At 72.5% G+C, this 19,212-nt stretch carries 18 protein-coding genes, 1 tRNA gene and 1 riboswitch; of the genes, 9 read left to right on the top strand and 10 right to left on the bottom strand.

The features are described 5' to 3' along the window. The first annotated feature begins 349 nt into the window (after positions 1–349). A complete protein-coding gene (locus ABID81_RS15215) occupies positions 350–970 on the top strand; it encodes a hypothetical protein (RefSeq protein WP_354595614.1) in 621 nt (206 codons plus the stop codon). Positions 971–1,024: 54 nt separating this feature from the next. On the opposite strand, the gene ABID81_RS15210 is transcribed toward ABID81_RS15215, so the two are convergent. Both ABID81_RS15210 and ABID81_RS15205 read right to left on the bottom strand, forming a co-directional pair. After that, on the bottom strand, positions 1,025–2,194 hold the full coding sequence (locus tag ABID81_RS15210) for an SGNH/GDSL hydrolase family protein (RefSeq protein WP_354595613.1): 1,170 nt from the start codon (positions 2,192–2,194) through the stop codon (positions 1,025–1,027). 79 nt (positions 2,195–2,273) lie between these two features. Then, positions 2,274–3,980 carry an ABC-F family ATP-binding cassette domain-containing protein gene (locus ABID81_RS15205; protein WP_354595612.1) on the bottom strand — a complete coding sequence of 569 codons (1,707 nt, stop codon included), beginning with the start codon at positions 3,978–3,980 and terminating at the stop codon, positions 2,274–2,276. 93 nt (positions 3,981–4,073) lie between these two features. On the opposite strand from ABID81_RS15205, the gene ABID81_RS15200 reads away from it, so the two are divergent. After that, positions 4,074–4,259 carry a PspC domain-containing protein gene (locus ABID81_RS15200; protein ID WP_354595611.1) on the top strand — a complete coding sequence of 62 codons (186 nt, stop codon included), beginning with the start codon at positions 4,074–4,076 and terminating at the stop codon, positions 4,257–4,259. Between the two features lie 24 nt (positions 4,260–4,283). Here ABID81_RS15200 and ABID81_RS15195 read toward each other — a convergent pair whose 3' ends face one another. Together ABID81_RS15195 and clpS are read right to left on the bottom strand one after the other, a co-directional pair. Further along, positions 4,284–4,760 (bottom strand): DUF2017 domain-containing protein, encoded by a 477-nt coding sequence (locus ABID81_RS15195; RefSeq protein WP_354595610.1) that lies wholly within the window; start codon positions 4,758–4,760, stop codon positions 4,284–4,286. After that, entirely contained in the window at positions 4,757–5,062 is a 306-nt protein-coding gene (gene clpS / locus ABID81_RS15190) for an ATP-dependent Clp protease adapter ClpS (RefSeq protein WP_502915244.1), read from the bottom strand. Before clpS ends, ABID81_RS15195 begins: the two co-directional genes overlap by 4 nt. A gap of 98 nt (positions 5,063–5,160) precedes the next feature. Beyond that, a riboswitch (ZMP/ZTP riboswitch) is annotated at positions 5,161–5,244 on the top strand. 45 nt (positions 5,245–5,289) lie between these two features. On the opposite strand from clpS, the gene glyA reads away from it, so the two are divergent. After that, on the top strand, positions 5,290–6,597 hold the full coding sequence (glyA, locus tag ABID81_RS15185) for a serine hydroxymethyltransferase (RefSeq protein ID WP_354595619.1): 1,308 nt from the start codon (positions 5,290–5,292) through the stop codon (positions 6,595–6,597). A 158-nt stretch (positions 6,598–6,755) separates the two neighbouring features. Continuing rightward, positions 6,756–7,667: a bifunctional methylenetetrahydrofolate dehydrogenase/methenyltetrahydrofolate cyclohydrolase gene (locus ABID81_RS15180; RefSeq protein ID WP_354595618.1), complete on the top strand. Its 912-nt coding sequence runs from the start codon at positions 6,756–6,758 to the stop codon at positions 7,665–7,667. A gap of 359 nt (positions 7,668–8,026) precedes the next feature. Here the strand turns inward: ABID81_RS15180 and galK are convergent, their stop codons facing one another. Continuing rightward, a complete protein-coding gene (galK, locus tag ABID81_RS15175; protein ID WP_354595609.1) occupies positions 8,027–9,232 on the bottom strand; it encodes a galactokinase in 1,206 nt (401 codons plus the stop codon). Continuing rightward, entirely contained in the window at positions 9,229–10,332 is a 1,104-nt protein-coding gene (galT, locus tag ABID81_RS15170; RefSeq protein ID WP_354595608.1) for a galactose-1-phosphate uridylyltransferase, read from the bottom strand. Before galT ends, galK begins: the two co-directional genes overlap by 4 nt. A gap of 79 nt (positions 10,333–10,411) precedes the next feature. Here galT and ABID81_RS15165 point away from each other — a divergent pair, with 79 nt between their 5' ends. Together ABID81_RS15165 and ABID81_RS15160 are read left to right on the top strand one after the other, a co-directional pair. Beyond that, positions 10,412–11,341 carry a DeoR/GlpR family DNA-binding transcription regulator gene (locus ABID81_RS15165; RefSeq protein WP_354595607.1) on the top strand — a complete coding sequence of 310 codons (930 nt, stop codon included), beginning with the start codon at positions 10,412–10,414 and terminating at the stop codon, positions 11,339–11,341. Beyond that, the gene (locus ABID81_RS15160; protein ID WP_354595606.1) at positions 11,338–12,288 is read left to right on the top strand and encodes an aldose 1-epimerase family protein; all 951 of its coding nucleotides are present in this window, start codon (positions 11,338–11,340) and stop codon (positions 12,286–12,288) included. The genes ABID81_RS15165 and ABID81_RS15160 overlap by 4 nt, the downstream gene beginning before the upstream one ends. Before the next feature lie 750 nt (positions 12,289–13,038). On the opposite strand, the gene ABID81_RS15155 is transcribed toward ABID81_RS15160, so the two are convergent. Next, positions 13,039–13,111, bottom strand: a tRNA-Lys gene (locus ABID81_RS15155). Positions 13,112–13,285: 174 nt separating this feature from the next. On the opposite strand from ABID81_RS15155, the gene ABID81_RS15150 reads away from it, so the two are divergent. From ABID81_RS15150 to ABID81_RS15140, 3 genes are all read left to right on the top strand, one after another. Then, positions 13,286–13,915: a hypothetical protein gene (locus ABID81_RS15150; protein ID WP_043597263.1), complete on the top strand. Its 630-nt coding sequence runs from the start codon at positions 13,286–13,288 to the stop codon at positions 13,913–13,915. A 638-nt stretch (positions 13,916–14,553) separates the two neighbouring features. Next, positions 14,554–15,150, top strand: coding sequence for a sigma-70 family RNA polymerase sigma factor (locus tag ABID81_RS15145; RefSeq protein WP_354595617.1), 597 nt, complete (start codon positions 14,554–14,556; stop codon positions 15,148–15,150). Further along, a complete protein-coding gene (locus ABID81_RS15140) occupies positions 15,147–16,067 on the top strand; it encodes an anti-sigma factor (protein ID WP_354595605.1) in 921 nt (306 codons plus the stop codon). The genes ABID81_RS15145 and ABID81_RS15140 overlap by 4 nt, the downstream gene beginning before the upstream one ends. A gap of 146 nt (positions 16,068–16,213) precedes the next feature. On the opposite strand, the gene pstB is transcribed toward ABID81_RS15140, so the two are convergent. The 3 genes from pstB to pstC all read right to left on the bottom strand — a co-directional run bounded on the left by pstB (position 16,214) and on the right by pstC (position 19,117). Then, positions 16,214–16,993: a phosphate ABC transporter ATP-binding protein PstB gene (pstB, locus tag ABID81_RS15135; RefSeq protein ID WP_354595604.1), complete on the bottom strand. Its 780-nt coding sequence runs from the start codon at positions 16,991–16,993 to the stop codon at positions 16,214–16,216. Positions 16,994–17,057: 64 nt separating this feature from the next. After that, a complete protein-coding gene (pstA, locus tag ABID81_RS15130; RefSeq protein WP_354595603.1) occupies positions 17,058–18,155 on the bottom strand; it encodes a phosphate ABC transporter permease PstA in 1,098 nt (365 codons plus the stop codon). Continuing rightward, positions 18,155–19,117 (bottom strand): phosphate ABC transporter permease subunit PstC, encoded by a 963-nt coding sequence (gene pstC, locus ABID81_RS15125; RefSeq protein ID WP_354595602.1) that lies wholly within the window; start codon positions 19,115–19,117, stop codon positions 18,155–18,157. Before pstC ends, pstA begins: the two co-directional genes overlap by 1 nt. Between the last annotated feature and the right edge of the window lie 95 nt (positions 19,118–19,212).

Here is a 19,212-nt window from a genome sequence, read left to right as displayed (position 1 = left end):
GCCTCGCCCGCCCGCCGCGCGCCCGGGCACCCGTCCCGCGGCCGGGCGCGGGGGACCCCCCCCGGGGGCCCCCCCCCCCCGGGCCCCCGCGCGCGCCCCGCCCCCCCCCCCGCCCGCCCCCCCGCCCCCCCCCCCCCCCCGCGCGCCCCCCCCCCCCCGCCGCGGCCCCCCCCCCCCCCCCCCCGGGGGGGGGGGGGGGGGGGGGGGCCCCCCCCCGCGCGCCCCCCCCCCCCCGCCGGGGGGGGGGCCCCCCCCCCCGCGACGGTGGTGCGACCTCGGAGGCGTCCCTCGTTAGGGTGACGGGAGCGCCGGGCGCAGGGAGCCCGACGCAGATCACGAGGGAGCCCCGATGGCCACGTCCATGCGCAGAACGGCCGTGACGGCCGCCACCACGGGCGTGCTCGCCCTCGGCCTGCTGCTCGCCGGCTGCACGTCAGGAGGCGCGGCTGGCGACGACGACGCCGCGTCCGGCGGGTCGTCGGCCGGCTCCGGCGGCTCGGGGTCGACCGCGTCGGGCGAGGGCACCTTCGACGACCTCGCCAGCTGCGACGACGTCGGTGCGGCGCTCGGCGACGTCGTCGACGGCCTCGAGCCCCGCGACGACAGCACGTTCTCGGGCGACCAGGCGAACTGCCAGTGGGCGACCCCGACGACCGAGGCCACCGACGCGGCCGACGTGACGGCGATCGTCGTGCTGGCCCAGCGTCAGGAGTTCAGCGCCGACGACATCAGCTCGCAGACCTCGCAGATCGAGGGCACCGAGGGCGTCGAGACGGTCGACGACTCGCGCGTGGCGGCCTTCGGCGGGCAGGCGTTCTCGCAGACGGTGACCCAGCAGGGCATCACGGCGTCGGCCAGCACGATCCTGTCGCCGCACGGCCTGATCGCCGTCACGGCGACGGGTGCGGGCGACACCGCCCCGCTCAGCACCGACGAGACCCTCGACGCCGCCTACGGCCTCTTCGACTGAGCCCGCGCCGGGGCGGGCGTCGTCCTCGCGACGCGCCCGCGCCTCCTCGGCTCGTCAGCCGACGCTGATGCGGTCGAGCACGAAGTCGGCGATGACGCGTTGCCCGGCGTCGTTCGGGTGCACCCCGTCGGCCGAGAGCAGCGATGCGACGCCGTCGGCGGGCAACGCGTCCGCGAGGTCGACGTAGGCGCTGCCCGACTCGCTCGCGAGCCGTTCGACGACCCCGCGGTAGTCGTCGACGTCGCCGGCCAGCCCCCGCGTGAGGTTCGTGCCGGGCACGAACTCGCCGATGAGCATGATCGACGGCGGGTCGTCGAGACCCTGCAGGCCTTCGATCAGGGTGCGGTAGTCGTCCTCGAACTCGGCGGGCGTGCGGGTGAACGCGTCGTTGGCGCCGAGCGTGACCGTCACGAGGTCGGGGGCCGCAGCGGCGACCGAGTCGAGGAACCCGGGCAGGTCGGCCGTGAAGGTGCGAGCCGTCGCGCCCGAACGCGACGAGTCGAAGAGCGAGACGCCGCGGTCGCGGTCGCCGTCGTACGCCGTGAGGCCCTCGAGGTCGACGGCCGAGTGGGCGTGGATCGTCACGGTGTGCTCGCCCGCGTCGAGGCCGGTCACGGGGGTGATGCCGCTCGTCGCCGTCGAGTCGTGCGTGTCGACCTCGACCGCGTCGCCGTCGTCGATCACGTAGCTGAAGGTGCCGCGGCCGCTCGTCCACCACAGGTCGAGGTCGGTGCCGGTGAACGGGTAGGTCGTGGTCGCCCCGGCTCCCAGGGTGACCGAGCGGTAGCCGAGGTCGGCGGTGCGGGCCGAGGCCGACACCGGCCCCTCGCTGCTCGTCGCCCAGCGCGCCCAGGTCGACGCCGGCGGGGCGACGGCGAACGCGGCGGGTCGGTAGCCGATCCCGCCCGGGACGTCGTCGGTCGGATAGCGCTCGCGCAGGCCGTCAAGGGTGAGGTCGATCCAGCGGGAGTCCACGGTCGAGGCACCCATGCCCTCGGTGATCGAGTCGCCGACGGCGACCCAGCGGGCGGGGTAGTCGTCACGGTCGTCGAGGGCGGTCGCCCAGTCGGCGAGCTCCGAGGAGGCGCGGGTCGGGCCGGCCGACGAGGTCCCGTCGACGGAGGCGCCGCCCGTGGGCTCGCTCGGGTCGGTCGGGTTCGCCGTGCAGCCCGTCAACAGGGCGAGGGCAGCGGCGACCGCGACCATTCGGGTGGTACGGGTCATGACGACGACGGTAGTCGAGCGGCTCGTCGCCGGTTCGCCGGCACCGCGGGGCCGGCGCGGCGGCCGGCCTCCCGCGGGGTCACGACTCGGTGACGGTGCCGTTCTCGACGCGCCAGTGGCGGTCGAGCCGGACGGTCTCGAGCATGCGCCGGTCGTGGGTGACGAGCAGCAGGGTGCCGTCGTACGACTCGAGGGCCTGCTCGAGCTGCTCGATCGCGGCGAGGTCGAGGTGGTTCGTGGGCTCGTCGAGCACGAGCACGTTGACGCCGCGGGCCTGCAGCAGGGCGAGGCCGGCGCGCGTGCGCTCGCCCGGTGAGAGCTCGTCCACCGGACGTGAGACGTGGTCGGCCTTCAGCCCGAACTTGGCGAGCAACGTGCGCACCTCGGCCTGTGGCCAGTCGGGCACGAGCGCCTCGAACGCGTCGGCCAGCGGCACGTCGCCGGCAAGGAGCGCCCGGGCCTGGTCGATCTCGCCGACGGCGATGCTGGCTCCGCGACTCGCGCTTCCTTCGCTCGGTGCCTGCCGGCCGAGCAGGCCGCGCAGCAGCGTCGACTTGCCGGCGCCGTTGGGGCCGGTGATGCCGATGCGGTCGCCGCCGTCCACCTGCAGCGAGACCGGACCGAGCACGAACTCGCCCGTCGCCGGGTCGCCCTGGCGGAAGACCGCGCCGCTGAGGGTCGAGACGACGGCGCTCGAGCGGGGCGCGGCGCCGATGGTGAACTCGAGCTGCCATTCTTTGCGGGGCTCGTCGACCTCGTCGAGCCGGGCGATGCGGCTCTCCATCTGGCGGACCTTCTGGGCCTGCTTCTCGCTCGACTCGGCCGAGGCCTTGCGGCGGATCTTGTCGTTGTCGGGCGCCTTCTTCATCGCGTTCCGGACGCCCTGGCTCGACCACTCGCGCTGGGTCCGGGCGCGGCCGACGAGGTCGGCCTTCTTCTCGGCGAACTCGTCGTAGGCCTCGCGGGCGTGGCGACGGGCGGTCTCGCGCTCGTCGAGGTAGGCGTCGTAGCCGCCCCCGAAGACGCGGTTCGACGACTGGGCCAGGTCGAGCTCGAGCACCTTCGTGACGCACCGCGCGAGGAACTCGCGGTCGTGGCTCACGAGGACGATGCCGCCGCGCTGACCCTGGACGAAGCGCTCGAGCCGCTCGAGCCCGTCGAGGTCGAGGTCGTTGGTGGGCTCGTCGAGCAGGGCCACGTCGAAGCGGCTGAGCAGCAGGGCGGCGAGACCGACGCGGGCCGCCTGGCCCCCGCTGAGGCCGGTCATCGGGCTGTCCGGGCCGACGGCCGCCTCGTCGTCGCCGGTGCGTCCGCCGGTCGCGAGGCCGAGGTCGGCGAGCACCTGCGGCAGGCGCTCGTCGAGGTCGGCGGCGCCGCTGGCGAGCCACCGGTCGAGGGCGGTCGAGTAGACGTCGGCGGGGTCGAGCCCGTCGGCGCGCGGGGCCGGGTCGGGGTCGCCCAGGGCGGCGGCGGCGGCGTCCATCTCGGCGGTGGCCTGCGTGCTGCCGGTCCGACGGCCGATGTAGTCGGCGACGGTCTCGCCCGGCACGCGCTCGTGCTCTTGCGGCAACCAGCCGACGAAGGCGTCGCCCGGGTTCAGGGTGACCGTGCCGGCCTGCGGCTCGTCGACCCCGGCGAGGAGGCGCAACAACGTCGACTTGCCGGCCCCGTTCACGCCTACGACGCCCACGACGTCCCCCGGCGCGACCGTCAGGTCGAGGTCGTCGAACAGGGTGCGGTGCCCGTGGCCGCCGGCCAGGCCCTTGGCCACGAGTGAAGCGCTCATCCGGCCATTCTCGCGCACCGGAGGTGTCGAGCACGGTCGGTCCACGGGCGGCGTGGTCGGCCGTCGTCCGGCCACGCCTGGCATGCTCGACGCATGGCCACCCTCACTCGCCCCCGCCGCGGCAAGATCATCGCCGGAGTCTGCGCCGCCCTCGCGAACCGCTTCGGCATCAGCGCCTTCCTGGTGCGGCTCCTGTTCGTGCTGTCGATCGTCCTGCCCGGGCCGCAGGTGCTCGTGTACCTGGTGCTCTGGGTCGTCTTCCCGAAGGAGAACCGCTAGGCCCACGCGACCCGGGGCGCCGGGTCAGCGCCTCGGCAGGGACCTCAGCAGCGCCTCCTGCAGGTAACCCAGCCAGTCGAAGACGTGGCCCATCGCGCGCAGCTGCGGGTCGTCGCTCGGGGCGACGCCCTCGGTCGTGACGCCGAGGCGCTCGCCGAGGGTCAGCCGGAGGTCGTTCAGCGTCCGCAGCCACGACTGCTGCGCCGCCCGGTCGAGCGACGTGCCCGGTTCGTCGAGCCCGGCCAGCACCGCGCGCCCGTTCTCGACCTTGCGCCGGGTCAGGTCGTCGGCCGTGAACCGACGGAACTCCGCGGTCGCCTCGTCGTCGTCGCGGTACGCCGCGGGCAGGAGGCGCGCCAGGGCCGGATCGCCCTCGTCGCCCTTCTCGAGCAGCCCCAGCAGCTGGCCGACCAGGTCGGTGAGCAGGCCCCGCTCGTCGGCGTCGAGCCGCACGCGCACCTCGTCGCCGCCCCGGGCGCGGACGAACGGCACGAGCGTCACGCCTCGTCCTCCTTCGACAGGGTCGCCCACAGGCCGTAGTCGTGCATCGCCTCGACGTGGCGTTCCATCGCCTCGCGGTTGCCCGTCGCGACGACCGCACGGCCCTCGGTGTGCACCCGCATCATCAGGCGCTTCGCCTCGGCCCGGCCGAAGCCGAAGTAGGTCTCGAAGACGTGCGTCACGTACGTCATGAGGTTGACCGGGTCGTCCCAGACGAGCGTCACCCACGGGGTGTCGGGAGAGGTCAGGAGGCGCGGGTCGGCCTCCGTCCCCGTGCGGGTGTCGTCGAGGGTCGGGCTCACCCGTCCAGGGTGTCACACGGGCCCCGTGAACGGGCCGTCGCCCGGGGCGTCGCGCGGGGCGCCGCGCCGCTTCCGGCCCCGGGGTGCGCTTGTTATGCTGGGCGCGTCGCGACTGGCGTTCAGATGGTCACCATCGGGGAGCGACTGACACACGTGCGTGGCCGTACGCCTGGGCCACGACATCCGACCCTCCGTCCGTCCCGTGTGCCAAGGAGTCCTCCGTGACCATCTCCGACCAGACCGCCCCCTCGACCGGCGCCGCCTCGACCGACCGCCAGCCCTCGACCTTCAACGAGCCGCTCTCGGTCGTCGACCCCGAGATCGCCGCCGTCCTCGAGCAGGAGCTCGGCCGTCAGCGCGACTACCTCGAGATGATCGCGTCCGAGAACTTCGTGCCGCGTGCCGTGCTCGAGTCGCAGGGCTCGGTGCTCACCAACAAGTACGCCGAGGGCTACCCCGGGCGCCGCTACTACGGCGGCTGCGAGTTCGTCGACGTCGCCGAGAACCTCGCCATCGAGCGGGCCAAGTCGCTGTTCGGCGCCGACTTCGCCAACGTGCAGCCCCACTCGGGCGCGCAGGCCAACGCCGCGGTGCTGGCCGCCATCGCCGACATCGGCGACACGATCCTCGGCCTCGAGCTGTCGCACGGCGGTCACCTCACCCACGGCATGAAGCTCAACTTCTCGGGCAAGATGTACCAGGCCGTGGCCTACGAGGTCGACCCCGAGACCTACCTGATCGACATGGACGTCGTCCGTCGCCAGGCGATCGAGCACCAGCCCAAGGTCATCATCGCCGGCTGGTCGGCCTACCCCCGCCAGCTCGACTTCGCCGCCTTCCGCGCCATCGCCGACGAGGTCGGCGCCTACCTCTGGGTCGACATGGCGCACTTCGCCGGCCTCGTCGCCGCGGGTCTGCACCCGTCACCCCTGCCGCACGCGCACGTCGTCTCGTCGACCGTGCACAAGACCCTCGCGGGCCCCCGCTCGGGCGTGATCCTCTCGAACCACGAGCCGCTGTTCAAGAAGCTCAACTCGGCCGTGTTCCCGGGCCAGCAGGGCGGCCCGCTGATGCACGTCATCGCGGCCAAGGCGACGGCGTTCAAGCTCGCCGCCGAGCCCGAGTTCAAGGACAGGCAAGAGCGCACCATCCGCGGCGCCCAGGCTCTCGCGGCACGCCTCACGGCCGACGACGCGAAGGCCGCCGGCATCGACGTCCTGACCGGGGGCACCGACGTGCACCTGGTGCTCGTCGACCTGCGGGCCAGCGAGGTCGACGGCAAGCAGGCCGAGAACCTGCTGCACGAGGTCGGCATCACGGTGAACCGCAACTCGGTGCCGTGGGACCCTCGTCCGCCCATGGTCACCTCGGGTGTGCGCATCGGCACCTCGGCCCTCGCCACGCGCGGCTTCTCGGACGCCGAGTTCGCCGAGGTGGCCGACATCATCGCGCTCACGCTGATGCCGTCGCCCGACGTCGAGGCCCTCGCGGCCCGCGTCAAGGCGCTGACCGACGCGTTCCCGCTCTACGCGTGAGCGCTGACGTCACGGCCGGCACGCCGGCGGGCGTCGCTGCGGGGTCGAGTGTCGGTGACGCCATCGGCGTCGGTGGCAGCGGCGGCAGCGCCGGCCTCGGTGGCAGCGGCGGCGGTGTCGGTGACGGCGTCGGGGCTCCGTCCGGAGGCGCGGTGACGATCGAGCGCCCCCGGTTCGTCCCCGGCGACGAGACGTCCGCGGTGAAGATCGACGGCACCGCCCTGGCCGCGGCCGTGAAGGACGACCTGCGCCACAGGGTCGATGCCCTGAAGGCTCGTGGCATCGCGCCCGGGCTCGGCACGATCCTGGTCGGGGCGAACCCCGGCTCGCTCTCGTACGTCGCGGGCAAGCACCGAGACTGCGCCGAGGTCGGCATCGAGTCGATCCGCATCGACCTGCCCGACACGGCGACCGAGGCCGAGATCCGGCAGGCGATCGAGACGATGAACGCCGACCCGGCGGTGACCGCGTTCATCATCCAGCTGCCGCTGCCTGCGGGCATCGACCCGACGGCGATGCTCGAGCTGATGGACCCCGCCAAGGACGCCGACGGCCTGCACCCGGTCAACCTGGGCGAGCTCGTCCTGGCCGTGCCCGGGGGCAAGGGCTCGATCGACACGCCCCTGCCCTGCACCCCGCGCGGCATCGTCGAGATGCTGCGGGCCTACGAGATCCCGATCGCCGGCACCCACGTCACGATCATCGGCCAGGGGCTCACGGTCGGGCGCCCCCTCGGGTTGCTCCTGACCCGCCTCGAGGCGACGGCCACCCTGACGCACTCGAGGACGGTCGACGTCGCCGCCGAGGTCCGTCGTGCCGACATCGTCGTGGCCGCCGCCGGGGTCGCAGGGCTGGTCAGGCCGGACTGGGTGAAGCCCGGTGCGGCCGTCGTCGACGTGGGCATCACCCGCGTGCTGAACGAGGAGACCGGAAAGTACAAGCTGCGCGGAGACGTCGACCCGGCCGTCGCCTCGGTCGCGGGCTTCCAGTCACCCGTGCCGGGAGGCGTCGGCCCGATGACCCGCGCCATGTTGCTCAAGAACGTGGTCGAGGCCGCCGAGCGCCGCTGACGCCCCCGCACCACGTCAGAAGATGGGCACAGCGCCAGGTTTTCCCCTGGCGCCGTGCCCATCTCGTGGTGGCGTGGCCTTGCCCGTGGTGCTGCGTCGGGCCGTGCCCTCTTTCCGCCATGAGGTAAACACGCCGCCACGCACTGTCGTGGCGGCGTGTTTACTTCGTGGCGGGCTGTGCCGCTGGTGCATCCAGCACGCCAGAAAATGGGCACAGCGCCAAGTCTTCACCTGGTGCTGTGCCCATCTCGTGGTGCTGTGCCCATCTCGCGGTGGTGTGGCCGTCTCGCGGTCCCGACCACCTCCTCACGCCGCCCGGCTGCCCGACTGCCGGCCGTACGCCGCCCGGCGGCCAGGCCTCAGGCGTCGCGGCGGGCACCCTCGGCGGCGTGCACGGTGAAGACGGTCGGCGCCGTGTGGCCGGCCTCGGCGAAGGCGGCGAGGATCGCGGCCTCGACGTCGGCGCGGGCCTCGGTCGGGACGAGGGCGATGGCCGAACCGCCGAAGCCGCCGCCGGTCATGCGGGCGCCGACGGCGCCCGTGGCCTGGGCGGTCGCGACGGCGAGGTCGAGCTCGGGCACCGAGATTTCGAAGTCGTCGCGCATCGACACGTGAGACGCGTCGAGCAGGTGGCCGATCGCGCGGGGGCCGTCGGTGCGGAGCGTGCGGACGGTGTCGAGCACCCGCTGGTTCTCGGTGACGACGTGGCGGACGCGGCGGAACGTCTCGTCGTCGAGCAGCTCTTCGGCCCGACCGAGGTCGTCGGCGTCGAGGTCGCGCAGCGAGTCGACGCCGAGCGCGGCGGCGCCCTTCTCGCACGAGGTGCGGCGCTCGACGTAGCCCCCCGTGGCGTGGGCGTGTTCGACGTGGGTGTCGACGACCAGCACCTCGAGGCCGGCCGCGGCGAAGCCCAGGTCGACGACGTCGGCGTCGAGGCTGCGGCAGTCGAGGAACACCCCGGAGTCGGTGCGCCCGAGCAGCGAGGCGGACTGGTCCATGATGCCGGTGGGCGCACCCACGGCCTCGTTCTCGGCGAGCTGTCCGACCGCGGCCAGGGCCGAGCGGTTGACGTCGAGCGCCCACAGCTCGGCGAAAGCGACGGCCACCGAGCACTCGAGCGCGGCGGACGACGAGAGCCCGGCGCCGACGGGCACCTCGGATTCGACGAACAGGTCGAGCCCCGGGACGGCGGACAGGTCGATGGTCGACAGGTCGCCGCCGGCGGCGGCGAACGACGGCGAGTCGGCGCGGTCGCGTGCCACGGAGAGTGCCCAGGCGATGCCGAGCGCGTACGCCGACCAGCCCGACATCGAGGCCGGGTCGAGGTCGTCGAGCGACATCTCGTGCACGCCCGCCTCGAACGACGACGCGACGCGCAGCAGGCGGTCGTCACGGCGGCCGACCGTGACGGTGGTGCGGCGGTCGATGGCGAACGGCAGCACGAAGCCGTCGTTGTAGTCGGTGTGCTCGCCGATCAGGTTCACCCGACCCGGGGCGGACCAGCGACCGGCGACCTCGGTGTCGAAGACGTCGGAGAACCGTGGGGGAGTGGTGGTGTCGGTCATGCTCGCTCGATCGCCTCTCGGATTCGGTCGGCCTGCACCTCGGGGACGAGGTCGCCCACCCAGGCTCCCATCGCCGCCTCGGAGCCTGCCAGGAACTTCAGCTTGCTCTCGGCCCGACGCGGCGACGTGATCTGCAGCATCAGCCGGACGGTGTCGCGGCCGGTGCCGACCGGTGCCTGGTGCCAGGCCGCGATGTAGGGGGTCGGGTCGTCGTACAGGGCGTCGACACCGCGCAGGAGGCGCCGGTACAGGAGCGCGAGCTCGTCGCGTTCGTTGCCGGTCAGCGCCGCGAAGTCGGGGACGTGACGGTGCGGCAGCAGATGGATCTCGATCGGCCAGCGGGCGGCGAACGGCACGAACGCCGTGAAGTGCTCGCCGGCGAGGACGACGCGGGGGCCCGAGCGCTCGCGGTCGAGCAGGTCGGCGAACAGGGTCGGGCCGTAGGCCTCGATGCTGTCGAGCAGGCGGGTGGTGCGGGGCGTCACGTAGGGGTACGCGTAGATCTGGCCGTGAGGGTGGTGCAGCGTGACCCCGATGGCCTGGCCGCGGTTCTCGAACGGGAAGACCTGCTGGATGCCGGGCAGCGCCGACAGGGCCGCCGTGCGGTCGGCCCACGCCTCGACCACGGTGCGGGCGCGCGACTCGCTGAGGTCGGCGAACGAGCCGTGGGTCTCGGGGCTGAAGCAGACGACCTCGCAGCGACCGACGCTGCGCAGGGTGCGTTCGAGCCCGATGCGGCCGAGGTCGTCGAGGCCGGCGGGCGCGTCGTCGCTCTCGAGCAGGGGCCCGAACGACGGCGAGCGGTTCTCGAACACGGCGACGTCGTAGACGTCGGGGATCTCGGACGGGTTCGACTCGCTGGCCGGCGCGAGCGGGTCGAGCTCGGCCGGCGGCAGGAACACGCGGTTCTGCCGGGAGGCGGCGATCGACACCCATTCGCCGGTGAGGGCGTCCTGCCGCATGGTCGCCGTGTCGGGTCGGGGGTCGAGGGTGCGGGCGTCGACGCGTCGTTCGGCCGACAGGGTCGTGTCGGCGTCGTCGAAGTAGATGAGCTCGCGGCCGTCGGCCAGGACCGTCGCGCGCTTCGTGATGGACGACATCGCGCCTCCTTCTGTTCGGGGCACTCGCGACCGCGACTTGCAGTTGCGAAAGTACGTGAAAGCATACGAAACTGGCCGGGTGAACGCCAACTCCACCCCCCGGCCCGAGACACCGCCCGCGGTGCTGCCGGGAGAGCGTCGGCGCGACCGCATCGCCGACCTCGTGGGGCGGCGCGGCTTCGTGCGCACGGCCGAGCTGGCGCGTGAGTTCCGGTTGTCCGAGGTGACCATCCGCACCGACCTCGAGAGCCTCGCGGCCGACGGCCTGCTGTCGCGCGTCCACGGCGGGGCCCTGTCGGTCGACCGGCCGGCCGAGCGTCCGTTCGAAGAAGAGAGCTCGGTGTCGACCGAGGCCAAGCGGGCCATCGGGGTCGAGGCCGCGTCGCTGGTGCGCTCGGGCGACTGCGTGGTGCTCGACGTCGGCACGACCACGACGCAGATCGCCCTGGCGCTGCTCGAACGTCACGAGCTCGAGGGCGTCGTCGTCGTGACGAACGGGCTCACCATCGCGTTGGCGCTCGAGCAGGCCGTGCCGCGGTTCACCGTCATCGTGTCGGGCGGCACGCTGCGTCCGTTGCAGCACTCGCTGGTCAACCCGTTGGCGACGAGCGTGTTCGCCGGCATCACCGCCGACCTGGCCTTCATCGGCTGCACCGGCGTGCACGCCACCCACGGCGTCACGAACGTGAACCTGCCCGAGACCGACCTCAAGCGCCTGATGACCCAGACGGCCCGCCGGTCGTACATCGTCGCCGACGGCAGCAAGCTCGGCGAGGCCCACCTCGGCGTGATCGGCCCGCTCGACACCTTCGAGGCGCTCGTCACGGCGGGCGCCGACGACGCCGCCGTCGCCGAGCTGCGGCGGGCGGGCCTCGACGTGGTGGCCGCGCGAGGAACGACCGCAGGAGGCGCGGGCGAGGTCGACGCGCCTCCTCACGACCCGGCCCCTCGCGTCCCTGACCCCGGTCCCGGACGCGACGGAGGCCCGAGAGCGAGACTGGAGCGATGACGACGAGCAACCCGACCGGAGAACAGTACGAGCTCACCCTCGAGCGAGACGGTCACGCCGTGACGGGCATCGTGACGCAGGTCGCGGCGGGCATCCGTGCCCTGGCCGTCGACGGCGTCGCGCTGACCGAGACGTTCGGTGCCGACGAGACGCCGCCCTCGGCGTGCGGCATCACGCTCGTGCCGTGGCCGAACCGCGTGGCCGGCGGCCGCTGGTCGCTCGACGGGCAGCAGCAGCAGCTCGACCTCACCGAGGCGGCCAAGGGCAACGCCAGCCACGGGTTGCTGAGGTACACCGCCTACCAGGTGGTCGAGCGCGAGCCGCACGCCGTGACGCTCGGCGCGACGGTGTTCCCGCAGCACGGCTGGCCCTTCCAGCTCGACACGACCGTCCGGCACGAGCTCGTCGCCGACGGCATGGTCGTCACGCACGCGATCACCAACGTCGGCTCCGGCCGGGCACCGTTCGCCGTGGGGTCGCATCCGTTCTTCCGGGTGGGTGACCACGACCCGGCGACCCTGAGGGTGACGCTCGCGGCCGCGACGCGGTTCGAGGTGGACGAGAGCAGCATCCCGATCGCGACGTCGCCCGTGGCGGGCACGCCGTACGACCTCTCGTACGGGCCGCTCGTGGGCGACCTCGACCTCGACACGGGCTACCGCGACGTCGAGGCCGACGCCGAGGGCGTCCGCACGACGACCTTCACCGCACCCGACGGCTCGGCGACCGAGCTCTGGCAAGACGCTTCGTTCGAGTACGTGCAGGTGTTCACGCCGCGCAACTTCCCGCGTGACGGCGTGGAGGGGCTGGCGATCGCCGCCGAGCCGATGACGGCGCCGGCCAACGCCCTCGCCTCGGGCGAGGGGCTGCGCTGGCTCGACGAGGGCGAGACGTGGACGGGCAGCTGGGGCGTGCGGTACCGGGCGGCAGTCGTCACGACGTCGTAGGCCGCGGCCGGCTCCGACGACGGTGGTGCCAGGGCGCGCGGCGACGCAGGGAGGCGCGGGGCCCGGTGGGGCAGCGAGGGTGCGGGCCCGGGAGCGCCGTTGCTCCCGGCCCCGCGTTCGGCCGGTGGCACCGTTTCGGGTCGGTGCCGTCCTCGCCCGAGGTCGCACCGCGCGCGAGGAGTGGGATGCGACCGTCGTCGTGGTCGACGGGCCCGAGGACACACAGAACCGCCGATCACAGCGGGGTCCGGGCCGATGCGGAAAATCTACGCCAGATCCGACGGCAAGACAAGAGGAAATCTCGTCTCTGGTCGCACGTCCCGTCGGTCCGGCCCTTGTCCGTTTTCCGTCGCCCTGGGACGGCACCCAGGGCGACGCGCGTACCGTTCACGGCTGTCTCCCCACGGTCCCCAGGCCGTGACGTACCCCGCGTGACATGCCCGACACCTGTCGCGGGGAGGCCGAGCGCCCTTCCCGACCCGAACCGGAAGGGCGCTTTCTCTCGCCGTCGACAGAACGGTCACCACACGACCCGCTCGAGGCGTATGGTCTCGGCTTAACAGGCGGCTAGGGACCGTCTGGAATCGGGGGACAGGATTCGGGTCCAGGTCTCTCGGGGTGGGGCCTCCGCATTCGGGTGCGACGTCGGCCCCGCCCTACCGGTCCGGCTGACGGACGCTGGAAGGCGCCGGGCCCGACGCGCCGGGTCGAAGGCGCCGGAGGTCGACCTGGAGGCCGTGCGAGAACAGGTGGGCCCCGTGGGGCTCGAACCCACGACCCGCGGATTAAAAGTCCGATGCTCTACCAACTGAGCTAGAGGCCCGTGCGGGTCCACTTTACGGGATGCCGCGGCCCGTGCTCGCCAGGCCGAGCCGCGCCTCCCGTGCGGTGTGGGGTGCAGGCCGAGCCGCGCCTCCCCGGCGTCGCCGCCCGTCGGCGGTGGTGCCGTGGGCGAACGTCCGGGTCGGTGTCGGTGGGCACGCCTATCGTGGGTCCGGTGCCGAGACCTTTCCACCGCCCGACCCAGTTCTCGGGGTCCGAGTTCGAAGCCTTCCAGGGCGGAGACGACCCCGCGACGATGAACCGCGTCGCCCACGAGTCGGCCTCGGCCCTCGTCGCCCGCGTCAAGCACGACCCGAGCCCCGAGATCCTCGACCGGCTCGTCACGTTCACCGACCAGCACGGCATCGACGCCGTCGCCGAGCTGTGGGCTCGCGCCAGCCCGCACAGCCTGCCCGGGGCGCTCTGGCGCATCTACCTCGTGCGGGCCGTCATCCGGCAGAACCCCGTCGAGGTCACCCAGCTCTTCGAGCGCGGGGTCGAGGTCGCCACCACGATCGACCCCGTCGTGGCGGGGGCCCCGGCGCCGGCCAGCCCCGAAGAGATCCTCGAGCTCGCCGACCTGATCCTGCGCGGGGTGTTCGTGGGCGACTTCGCGATCGCCCTCGAGCGCGGTGCCGCGTTCTGCCGGCTCGCCGCCGCCGGGGCCACGTCGGTCGCCGACGACCAGGACGCCGCCGGCTCCGACCGGGCCGGCGAGCTCACCCGGCGGGCGCTCCGCTTCAGCGAGCTCGGGGTCGACCTCGTCGCCTGCGCCCACCTGTGGCGCGACGACAGCCTCGACTGAACGCCCACGAGCGCGACACGCGCGAAGGGCGATCACGTTCGCACGACGCGAACTCGTCGGCCCGTGCGGCGCGAGGCGGGTAAAGTTTTCCAGGTCGGGCCGCAGTAACCCCGGGCTCCAAATTTAGCCGCTTCGAGCGGCCTCGCGCCGAGAGGCGTTTCTGCGGTCCGGCACCTCGTCCTCCCGAGTCCCGTCCACTCGGTCGAGAAGCCGGAGTGCCGCCCGGCCGCCTCCTCCCTCGCGAGGTGACGCGCGCCTCCTGCGGTCCGCCCGTCGGCCCCTCGGCGACCCCGCCGTGGCCCACGTCGCCACGCCACGCGCTCGCCCGCCGTCACCGCGCGAATGTTCGCCCAATCCACCCGGGCCCCGGTGCCGAACCCTTGACGTGAGGATGCACGATCCCCCGCCGACTCCCGTCCTCCCTAAGCATCGGGCGTCGGCGGGCTGGTCTCCCTGCGATGCACCGGGCCTGAACGCCATCCCAGACGGCCGCATCGCAGGGAGTCCCGCTCGCACCACGAACACCGCAGCGCGGCACCACCGCACCAGCACCACCGCACCACCAGCCCCACATCACGATCCGCCCCGGATCGTGCCCCACGACTCCACGAACAGTGCGACCGGAGGTGAACCCTGACATGCTCGAACTCGTGACCCGAGAGACAGAGACGCCCGAGACCGGGCACACCCTGCCGACTCCCGACGAACTGCTGCCGCGAGTCGCACAGGGCGACCAGACCGCCTTCGCCGAGCTGTACGACCAGACGGCGCCGCGCGTGCTCGGCCTGGTCAAGCGGCTCCTCAAGGACCACGCCCAGTCCGAAGAGGTGACCCAAGAGGTCTTCCTCGAGATCTGGCAGAACGCGACGCGCTTCGACTCCGCTCGGGGCAGCGCCGCCAGCTGGATGCTCACGATGGCGCACCGCCGCGCCGTCGACCGCATCCGCGCCTCCCAGGCCGGTCGCGACCGCGACCTGAAGATCGGCGTCCGCGACCTCGAGACCGACTACGACTCGGTCACCGAGTCCGTCGAGATCCGCATCGAGCACGAGCGGGTCGAGCGGGCCCTCGGACGCCTCACCGAACTGCAGCGCCAGGCGGTCAAACTCGCCTACTACGGCGGCCTCAGCCACAGCGAGGTCGCGAAACTCCTCGACGTGCCGATCGGCACCGTCAAGACCAGACTGCGCGACGGCATGATCCGCCTGCGCGACGAGATGGGAGTGGCATCGTGAGCGATCACGACGAGCCCACGCGGGGCCGCCACGCGGACGACGCGGGCCCCACGAAGATCGACACCGACCACCTGTCCGGTGCCTACGTCCTCGACGCACTCGGCGACGACGAACGACACGCCTTCGAGGCGCTCCTCGACGACACATCAGACCAGTACGACGACACCAGGACGGAGGTGGCCGAATTGAGAGAGACAGCACTGTTGCTCGCCCACGCCGCTCGGCCCGTCACGCCCTCCGCCGAGCTGCGCACCAGCGTCCTCGGCCTCATCGCGTCGACGCCCCAACTGCCGGCGCTCACCCCGACGGCCGACCACGACACCTCGACCGCAGGAGGCGCAGGTGACCGGGACCACGAGCGTCGCGTCGAGCGCACCCCGGCTCCCGAGATGGAACCGAGTGAGTCCGAGGGTGCCCGCGTCCTGACGGCCACCGGTGCCGCACACCGGCGCTGGTTCGCCCGGCCCGTCGCGATCCTCGGGGCCGCCGCGGCAGCCGCGGCGCTGTTCTTCGGCGGCGGGGCCCTCGTCGAGGGGCTCGGCCAGACCGGTCAGCAGCAAGAACAGCAGGCGTCCGGCATCGACGAGATCTACGCGGCGAGCGACTTCCAGCGCTCGGTCGCCGACGTCAGCACCGGTGGCAAGGCGACGCTCATCTGGTCGGACGAGCTCGGCCGCTCGGCGGTCGTCGTCGACGGGATGACCTCGTTGCCCGGCGACCGGACCTACGAGCTCTGGTACATCGGCTCGGACGGTGCCGTCCCCGCGGGCACCTTCGACGCCTCGTCGAGCGCCCCGGCGACGCACCTGCTCAAGGGCGAGAAGAAGCCGGGCGACACGATCGGCATCACGGTCGAGCCCGCCGGTGGTTCGTCGACGCCGACCACCGACCCGGTCGTCGCGATCCCCAGCGCCTGACCCGCCTCACGGCTTCGAACGCCCGACCCGGCGGTCGCGGTCCCGCACCGCACACGAGAGGCGGTCCACCACCCGGTGGACCGCCTCTCGTGCTGTGCGGCGTCGTACGCCGCGACGGAGCGCCCCCGAGGAGGCGCGGTGCCGGATCAGCCGAAGCGTCCCGACACGTAGTCCTCCGTCGCCTGCACGCTCGGGTTCGAGAACATCCTGGCGGTGTCGTCGAACTCGATGAGCTTGCCGGGCTTGCCGGTGCCCGCGATGTTGAAGAACGCGGTCTTGTCGCTGACGCGGCTGGCCTGCTGCATGTTGTGGGTCACGATGACGATCGTGTACTGCTGCTTGAGCTCCTCGATGAGGTCCTCGATGGCGAGGGTCGAGATCGGGTCGAGGGCCGAGCAGGGCTCGTCCATCAGCACGACGTCGGGCGAGACCGCGATGGCCCGCGCGATGCACAGGCGCTGCTGCTGGCCACCCGAGAGACCGGAGCCGGGCTTGTCGAGGCGGTCCTTGACCTCGTTCCAGAGGTTGGCGCCCTGCAGCGACTTCTCGACGAGGCCGTCCTGGTCGCCCTTCGACATGCGACGGTTGTTGAGCTTGACGCCGGCGAGCACGTTGTCGCGGATGCTCATCGTCGGGAACGGGTTGGGGCGCTGGAACACCATGCCGACCTGCCGGCGCACGAGCACCGGGTCGACGCCGGGGCTGTAGAGGTCGTTGCCGTCGATCAGCACCTCGCCCTCGACGTAGGCGCCGGGGATGACCTCGTGCATGCGGTTCAGCGTGCGCAGGAAGGTCGACTTGCCGCAGCCGGACGGGCCGATGAACGCGGTCACCGTGCGGGGCTCGATGGTGATGTTGACGTCTTCGACGGCCTTGAACTTGCCGTAGTAGACGTTGAGGTCGTTGACCTCGATGCGCTTGGACACGGTGATTCCTTCGGGGTGGGAGCCGGGTGGGAGCCGGGACGGGGTGTGGGTCGGGGTGGCCGGGTCAGCGGCCGAGCTTGGGCGCGAAGAGGCGGGCGATCAGGCGCGCGAGGAGGTTGAGCGCCATCACCATGAGGATCAGCGTGAGCGCCGACGCCCAGGCCCGGTCGATGAACGCGGCCGCGTCGGTGCCCTGGCTGACGTACGAGCTGTACGCGAAGACCGGCAGCGACTGCATGCGGCCGTCGAAGAGGTCGTAGTTCATGCTCGCCGTGAAGCCCGCCGTGATCAGCAGGGGCGCCGTCTCGCCGATGATGCGGGCGATGGCGAGCATGACGCCGGTCGTGATGCCGGCCACCGAGGTCGGGATGACCACCTTGAGGATGGTCAGCCACTTCGGCACGCCCAGCGCGTACGACGCCTCGCGCAGCTCGTTCGGCACCAGCTTGAGCATCTCCTCGGTGCTGCGCACGACGACGGGGATCATCAACACGGCCAGGGCGACCGAGCCCGCCGCCCCCATCCGGACGCCTTCGCCGAAGAAGATCACGAACAGGGCGTAGGCGAACAGGCCGGCCACGATCGAGGGGATGCCCGTCATGACGTCGACGAAGAACGTGATCGCCCGGGCGAGGCGACCCTGCCCGTACTCGACGAGGTAGATGGCGGTCAGCAGGCCGATCGGCACCGAGATGACGGTGGCGAAGGCCGTGATGAGCAGGGTGCCCGTGATGGCGTGCAGCCCGCCGCCGCCGGCCCCGACGACGTTGCGCATGGACATCGAGAAGAAGTCGGCGTCGAAGCGGTTCGCCCCGGACGTCACGACGGTGACGAGCAACGACACCAGCGGCACGAGCGCGATGATGAACGCGGCGCTGACGAGGGTGGTGACGACGCGGTCCTTCGCGCGGCGGACGCCCTCGATCTGCATCGCGACGACGAAGACGAGCGCGGCGTAGAGCACGGTGCCGAGGATGATCGCCCCGACCCAGTTGAACGACTCGGTGACGCCGGCCGCGTTCAGCAGGGCGAAGACGACGCCCATGACGACCCAGCTGGCCAGCAGGATCACCAGCGGCGCGGCCTTGGGCAGGCGTCCCGTCGTGAGGGCGTTGACCGAGCGGTCGGACCGGCGCACGCCGGCGGTGGTGGTGGTGGCCATCAGTTCGCTCCCGAGAAGGCCTTGCGGCGGTTGATGACGTAGCGGGCGATCGAGTTGACGATCAGCGTGATGACGAAGAGCACGAGGCCGGTCGCGATCAGGGTGTTGATGCCGATGTCGTGCGCCTCGGGGAACCGCAGGGCGATGTTGGCCGCGATGGTCGACGAGTTGGTCGAGGTGAGGATGGCCGGGTTGATCACGAGGGCGGGGGAGAGCACCAGTGCGACGGCCATGGTCTCGCCGAGGGCGCGGCCGAGGCCGAGCATGGCCGACGAGATGATGCCGGGGCGGCCGAACGGCAGCACCGCGATCTGGATCATCTCCCAGCGCGTCGCGCCGAGGGCGAGGGCGGCCTCCTCGTGCAGCACGGGGGTCTGCAGGAAGACCTCACGGCTGAGCGCGGTGATGATCGGCAGGATCATCACGGCCAGCACGATCGACGCGGTGAGCAGCGTGCGGCCGGTGCCCGAGACGGGGCCGGCGAAGAGCGGGAACCACCCGAAGGTGTTCACCAGCCAGTCGTAGAAGGGCTGGATGGCCGGTGCGAGCACGATGCTGCCCCAGAGCCCGAAGACGACCGAGGGCACGGCGGCGAGCAGGTCGATGACGTAGCCGAGGCCCTGGGCCAGCTTGCGCGGTGCGTAGTGCGAGATGAAGAGGGCGATGCCGATCGCGACCGGCAGGGCCATCAGCAGCGCCAGGGCCGCGGCGTAGACCGTGCCGAACGCGAGCGGGCCCACGTACTGCCAGAACGAGCCGGGGTAGCCCGAGAGCGAGACGTCGCCGGGAGCGGCGGTCAGGGCCGGGATGCTCTGCACGACGAGGAAGAGCGCGACGGCGGCCAGGATCGCGAGGATGAGACCACCCGCGACGACGGTGCTGCCCGAGAAGATGCGGTCGGCGGGACGTCGCTTGGGCTTCGGGACGGCGGCGGGTGCCGAGGTCGTGGCGGGGGCGGTCATCGGACGGGGTCCTCCGGAGGCTCGGGTGGGGTTCGGGGTGGAGCGGTGCCTGTCAGGCCGATGGCCCGGGAACGCACGCGGTGCGTTCCCGGGCC

Source organism: Frigoribacterium sp. PvP054, assembly GCF_040547465.1.
GTDB lineage: Bacteria > Actinomycetota > Actinomycetes > Actinomycetales > Microbacteriaceae > Frigoribacterium.
This window is presented reverse-complemented; position numbering and strand designations above follow the sequence as displayed.

What these genes read in the sequence shown, in the direction of transcription:
- ABID81_RS15215 (WP_354595614.1), top strand. Translation starts at nt 350, where the DNA reads ATGGCCACGTCCATGCGCAGAACGGCCGTGACGGCCGCCACCACGGGC.
- ABID81_RS15210 (WP_354595613.1), bottom strand. Translation starts at nt 2,194, where the DNA reads ATGACCCGTACCACCCGAATGGTCGCGGTCGCCGCTGCCCTCGCCCTG.
- ABID81_RS15205 (WP_354595612.1), bottom strand. Translation starts at nt 3,980, where the DNA reads ATGAGCGCTTCACTCGTGGCCAAGGGCCTGGCCGGCGGCCACGGGCAC.
- ABID81_RS15200 (WP_354595611.1), top strand. Translation starts at nt 4,074, where the DNA reads ATGGCCACCCTCACTCGCCCCCGCCGCGGCAAGATCATCGCCGGAGTC.
- galK (WP_354595609.1), bottom strand. Translation starts at nt 9,232, where the DNA reads ATGACCGACACCACCACTCCCCCACGGTTCTCCGACGTCTTCGACACC.
- galT (WP_354595608.1), bottom strand. Translation starts at nt 10,332, where the DNA reads ATGTCGTCCATCACGAAGCGCGCGACGGTCCTGGCCGACGGCCGCGAG.
- ABID81_RS15160 (WP_354595606.1), top strand. Translation starts at nt 11,338, where the DNA reads ATGACGACGAGCAACCCGACCGGAGAACAGTACGAGCTCACCCTCGAG.
- ABID81_RS15145 (WP_354595617.1), top strand. Translation starts at nt 14,554, where the DNA reads ATGCTCGAACTCGTGACCCGAGAGACAGAGACGCCCGAGACCGGGCAC.
- pstA (WP_354595603.1), bottom strand. Translation starts at nt 18,155, where the DNA reads ATGGCCACCACCACCACCGCCGGCGTGCGCCGGTCCGACCGCTCGGTC.
- pstC (WP_354595602.1), bottom strand. Translation starts at nt 19,117, where the DNA reads ATGACCGCCCCCGCCACGACCTCGGCACCCGCCGCCGTCCCGAAGCCC.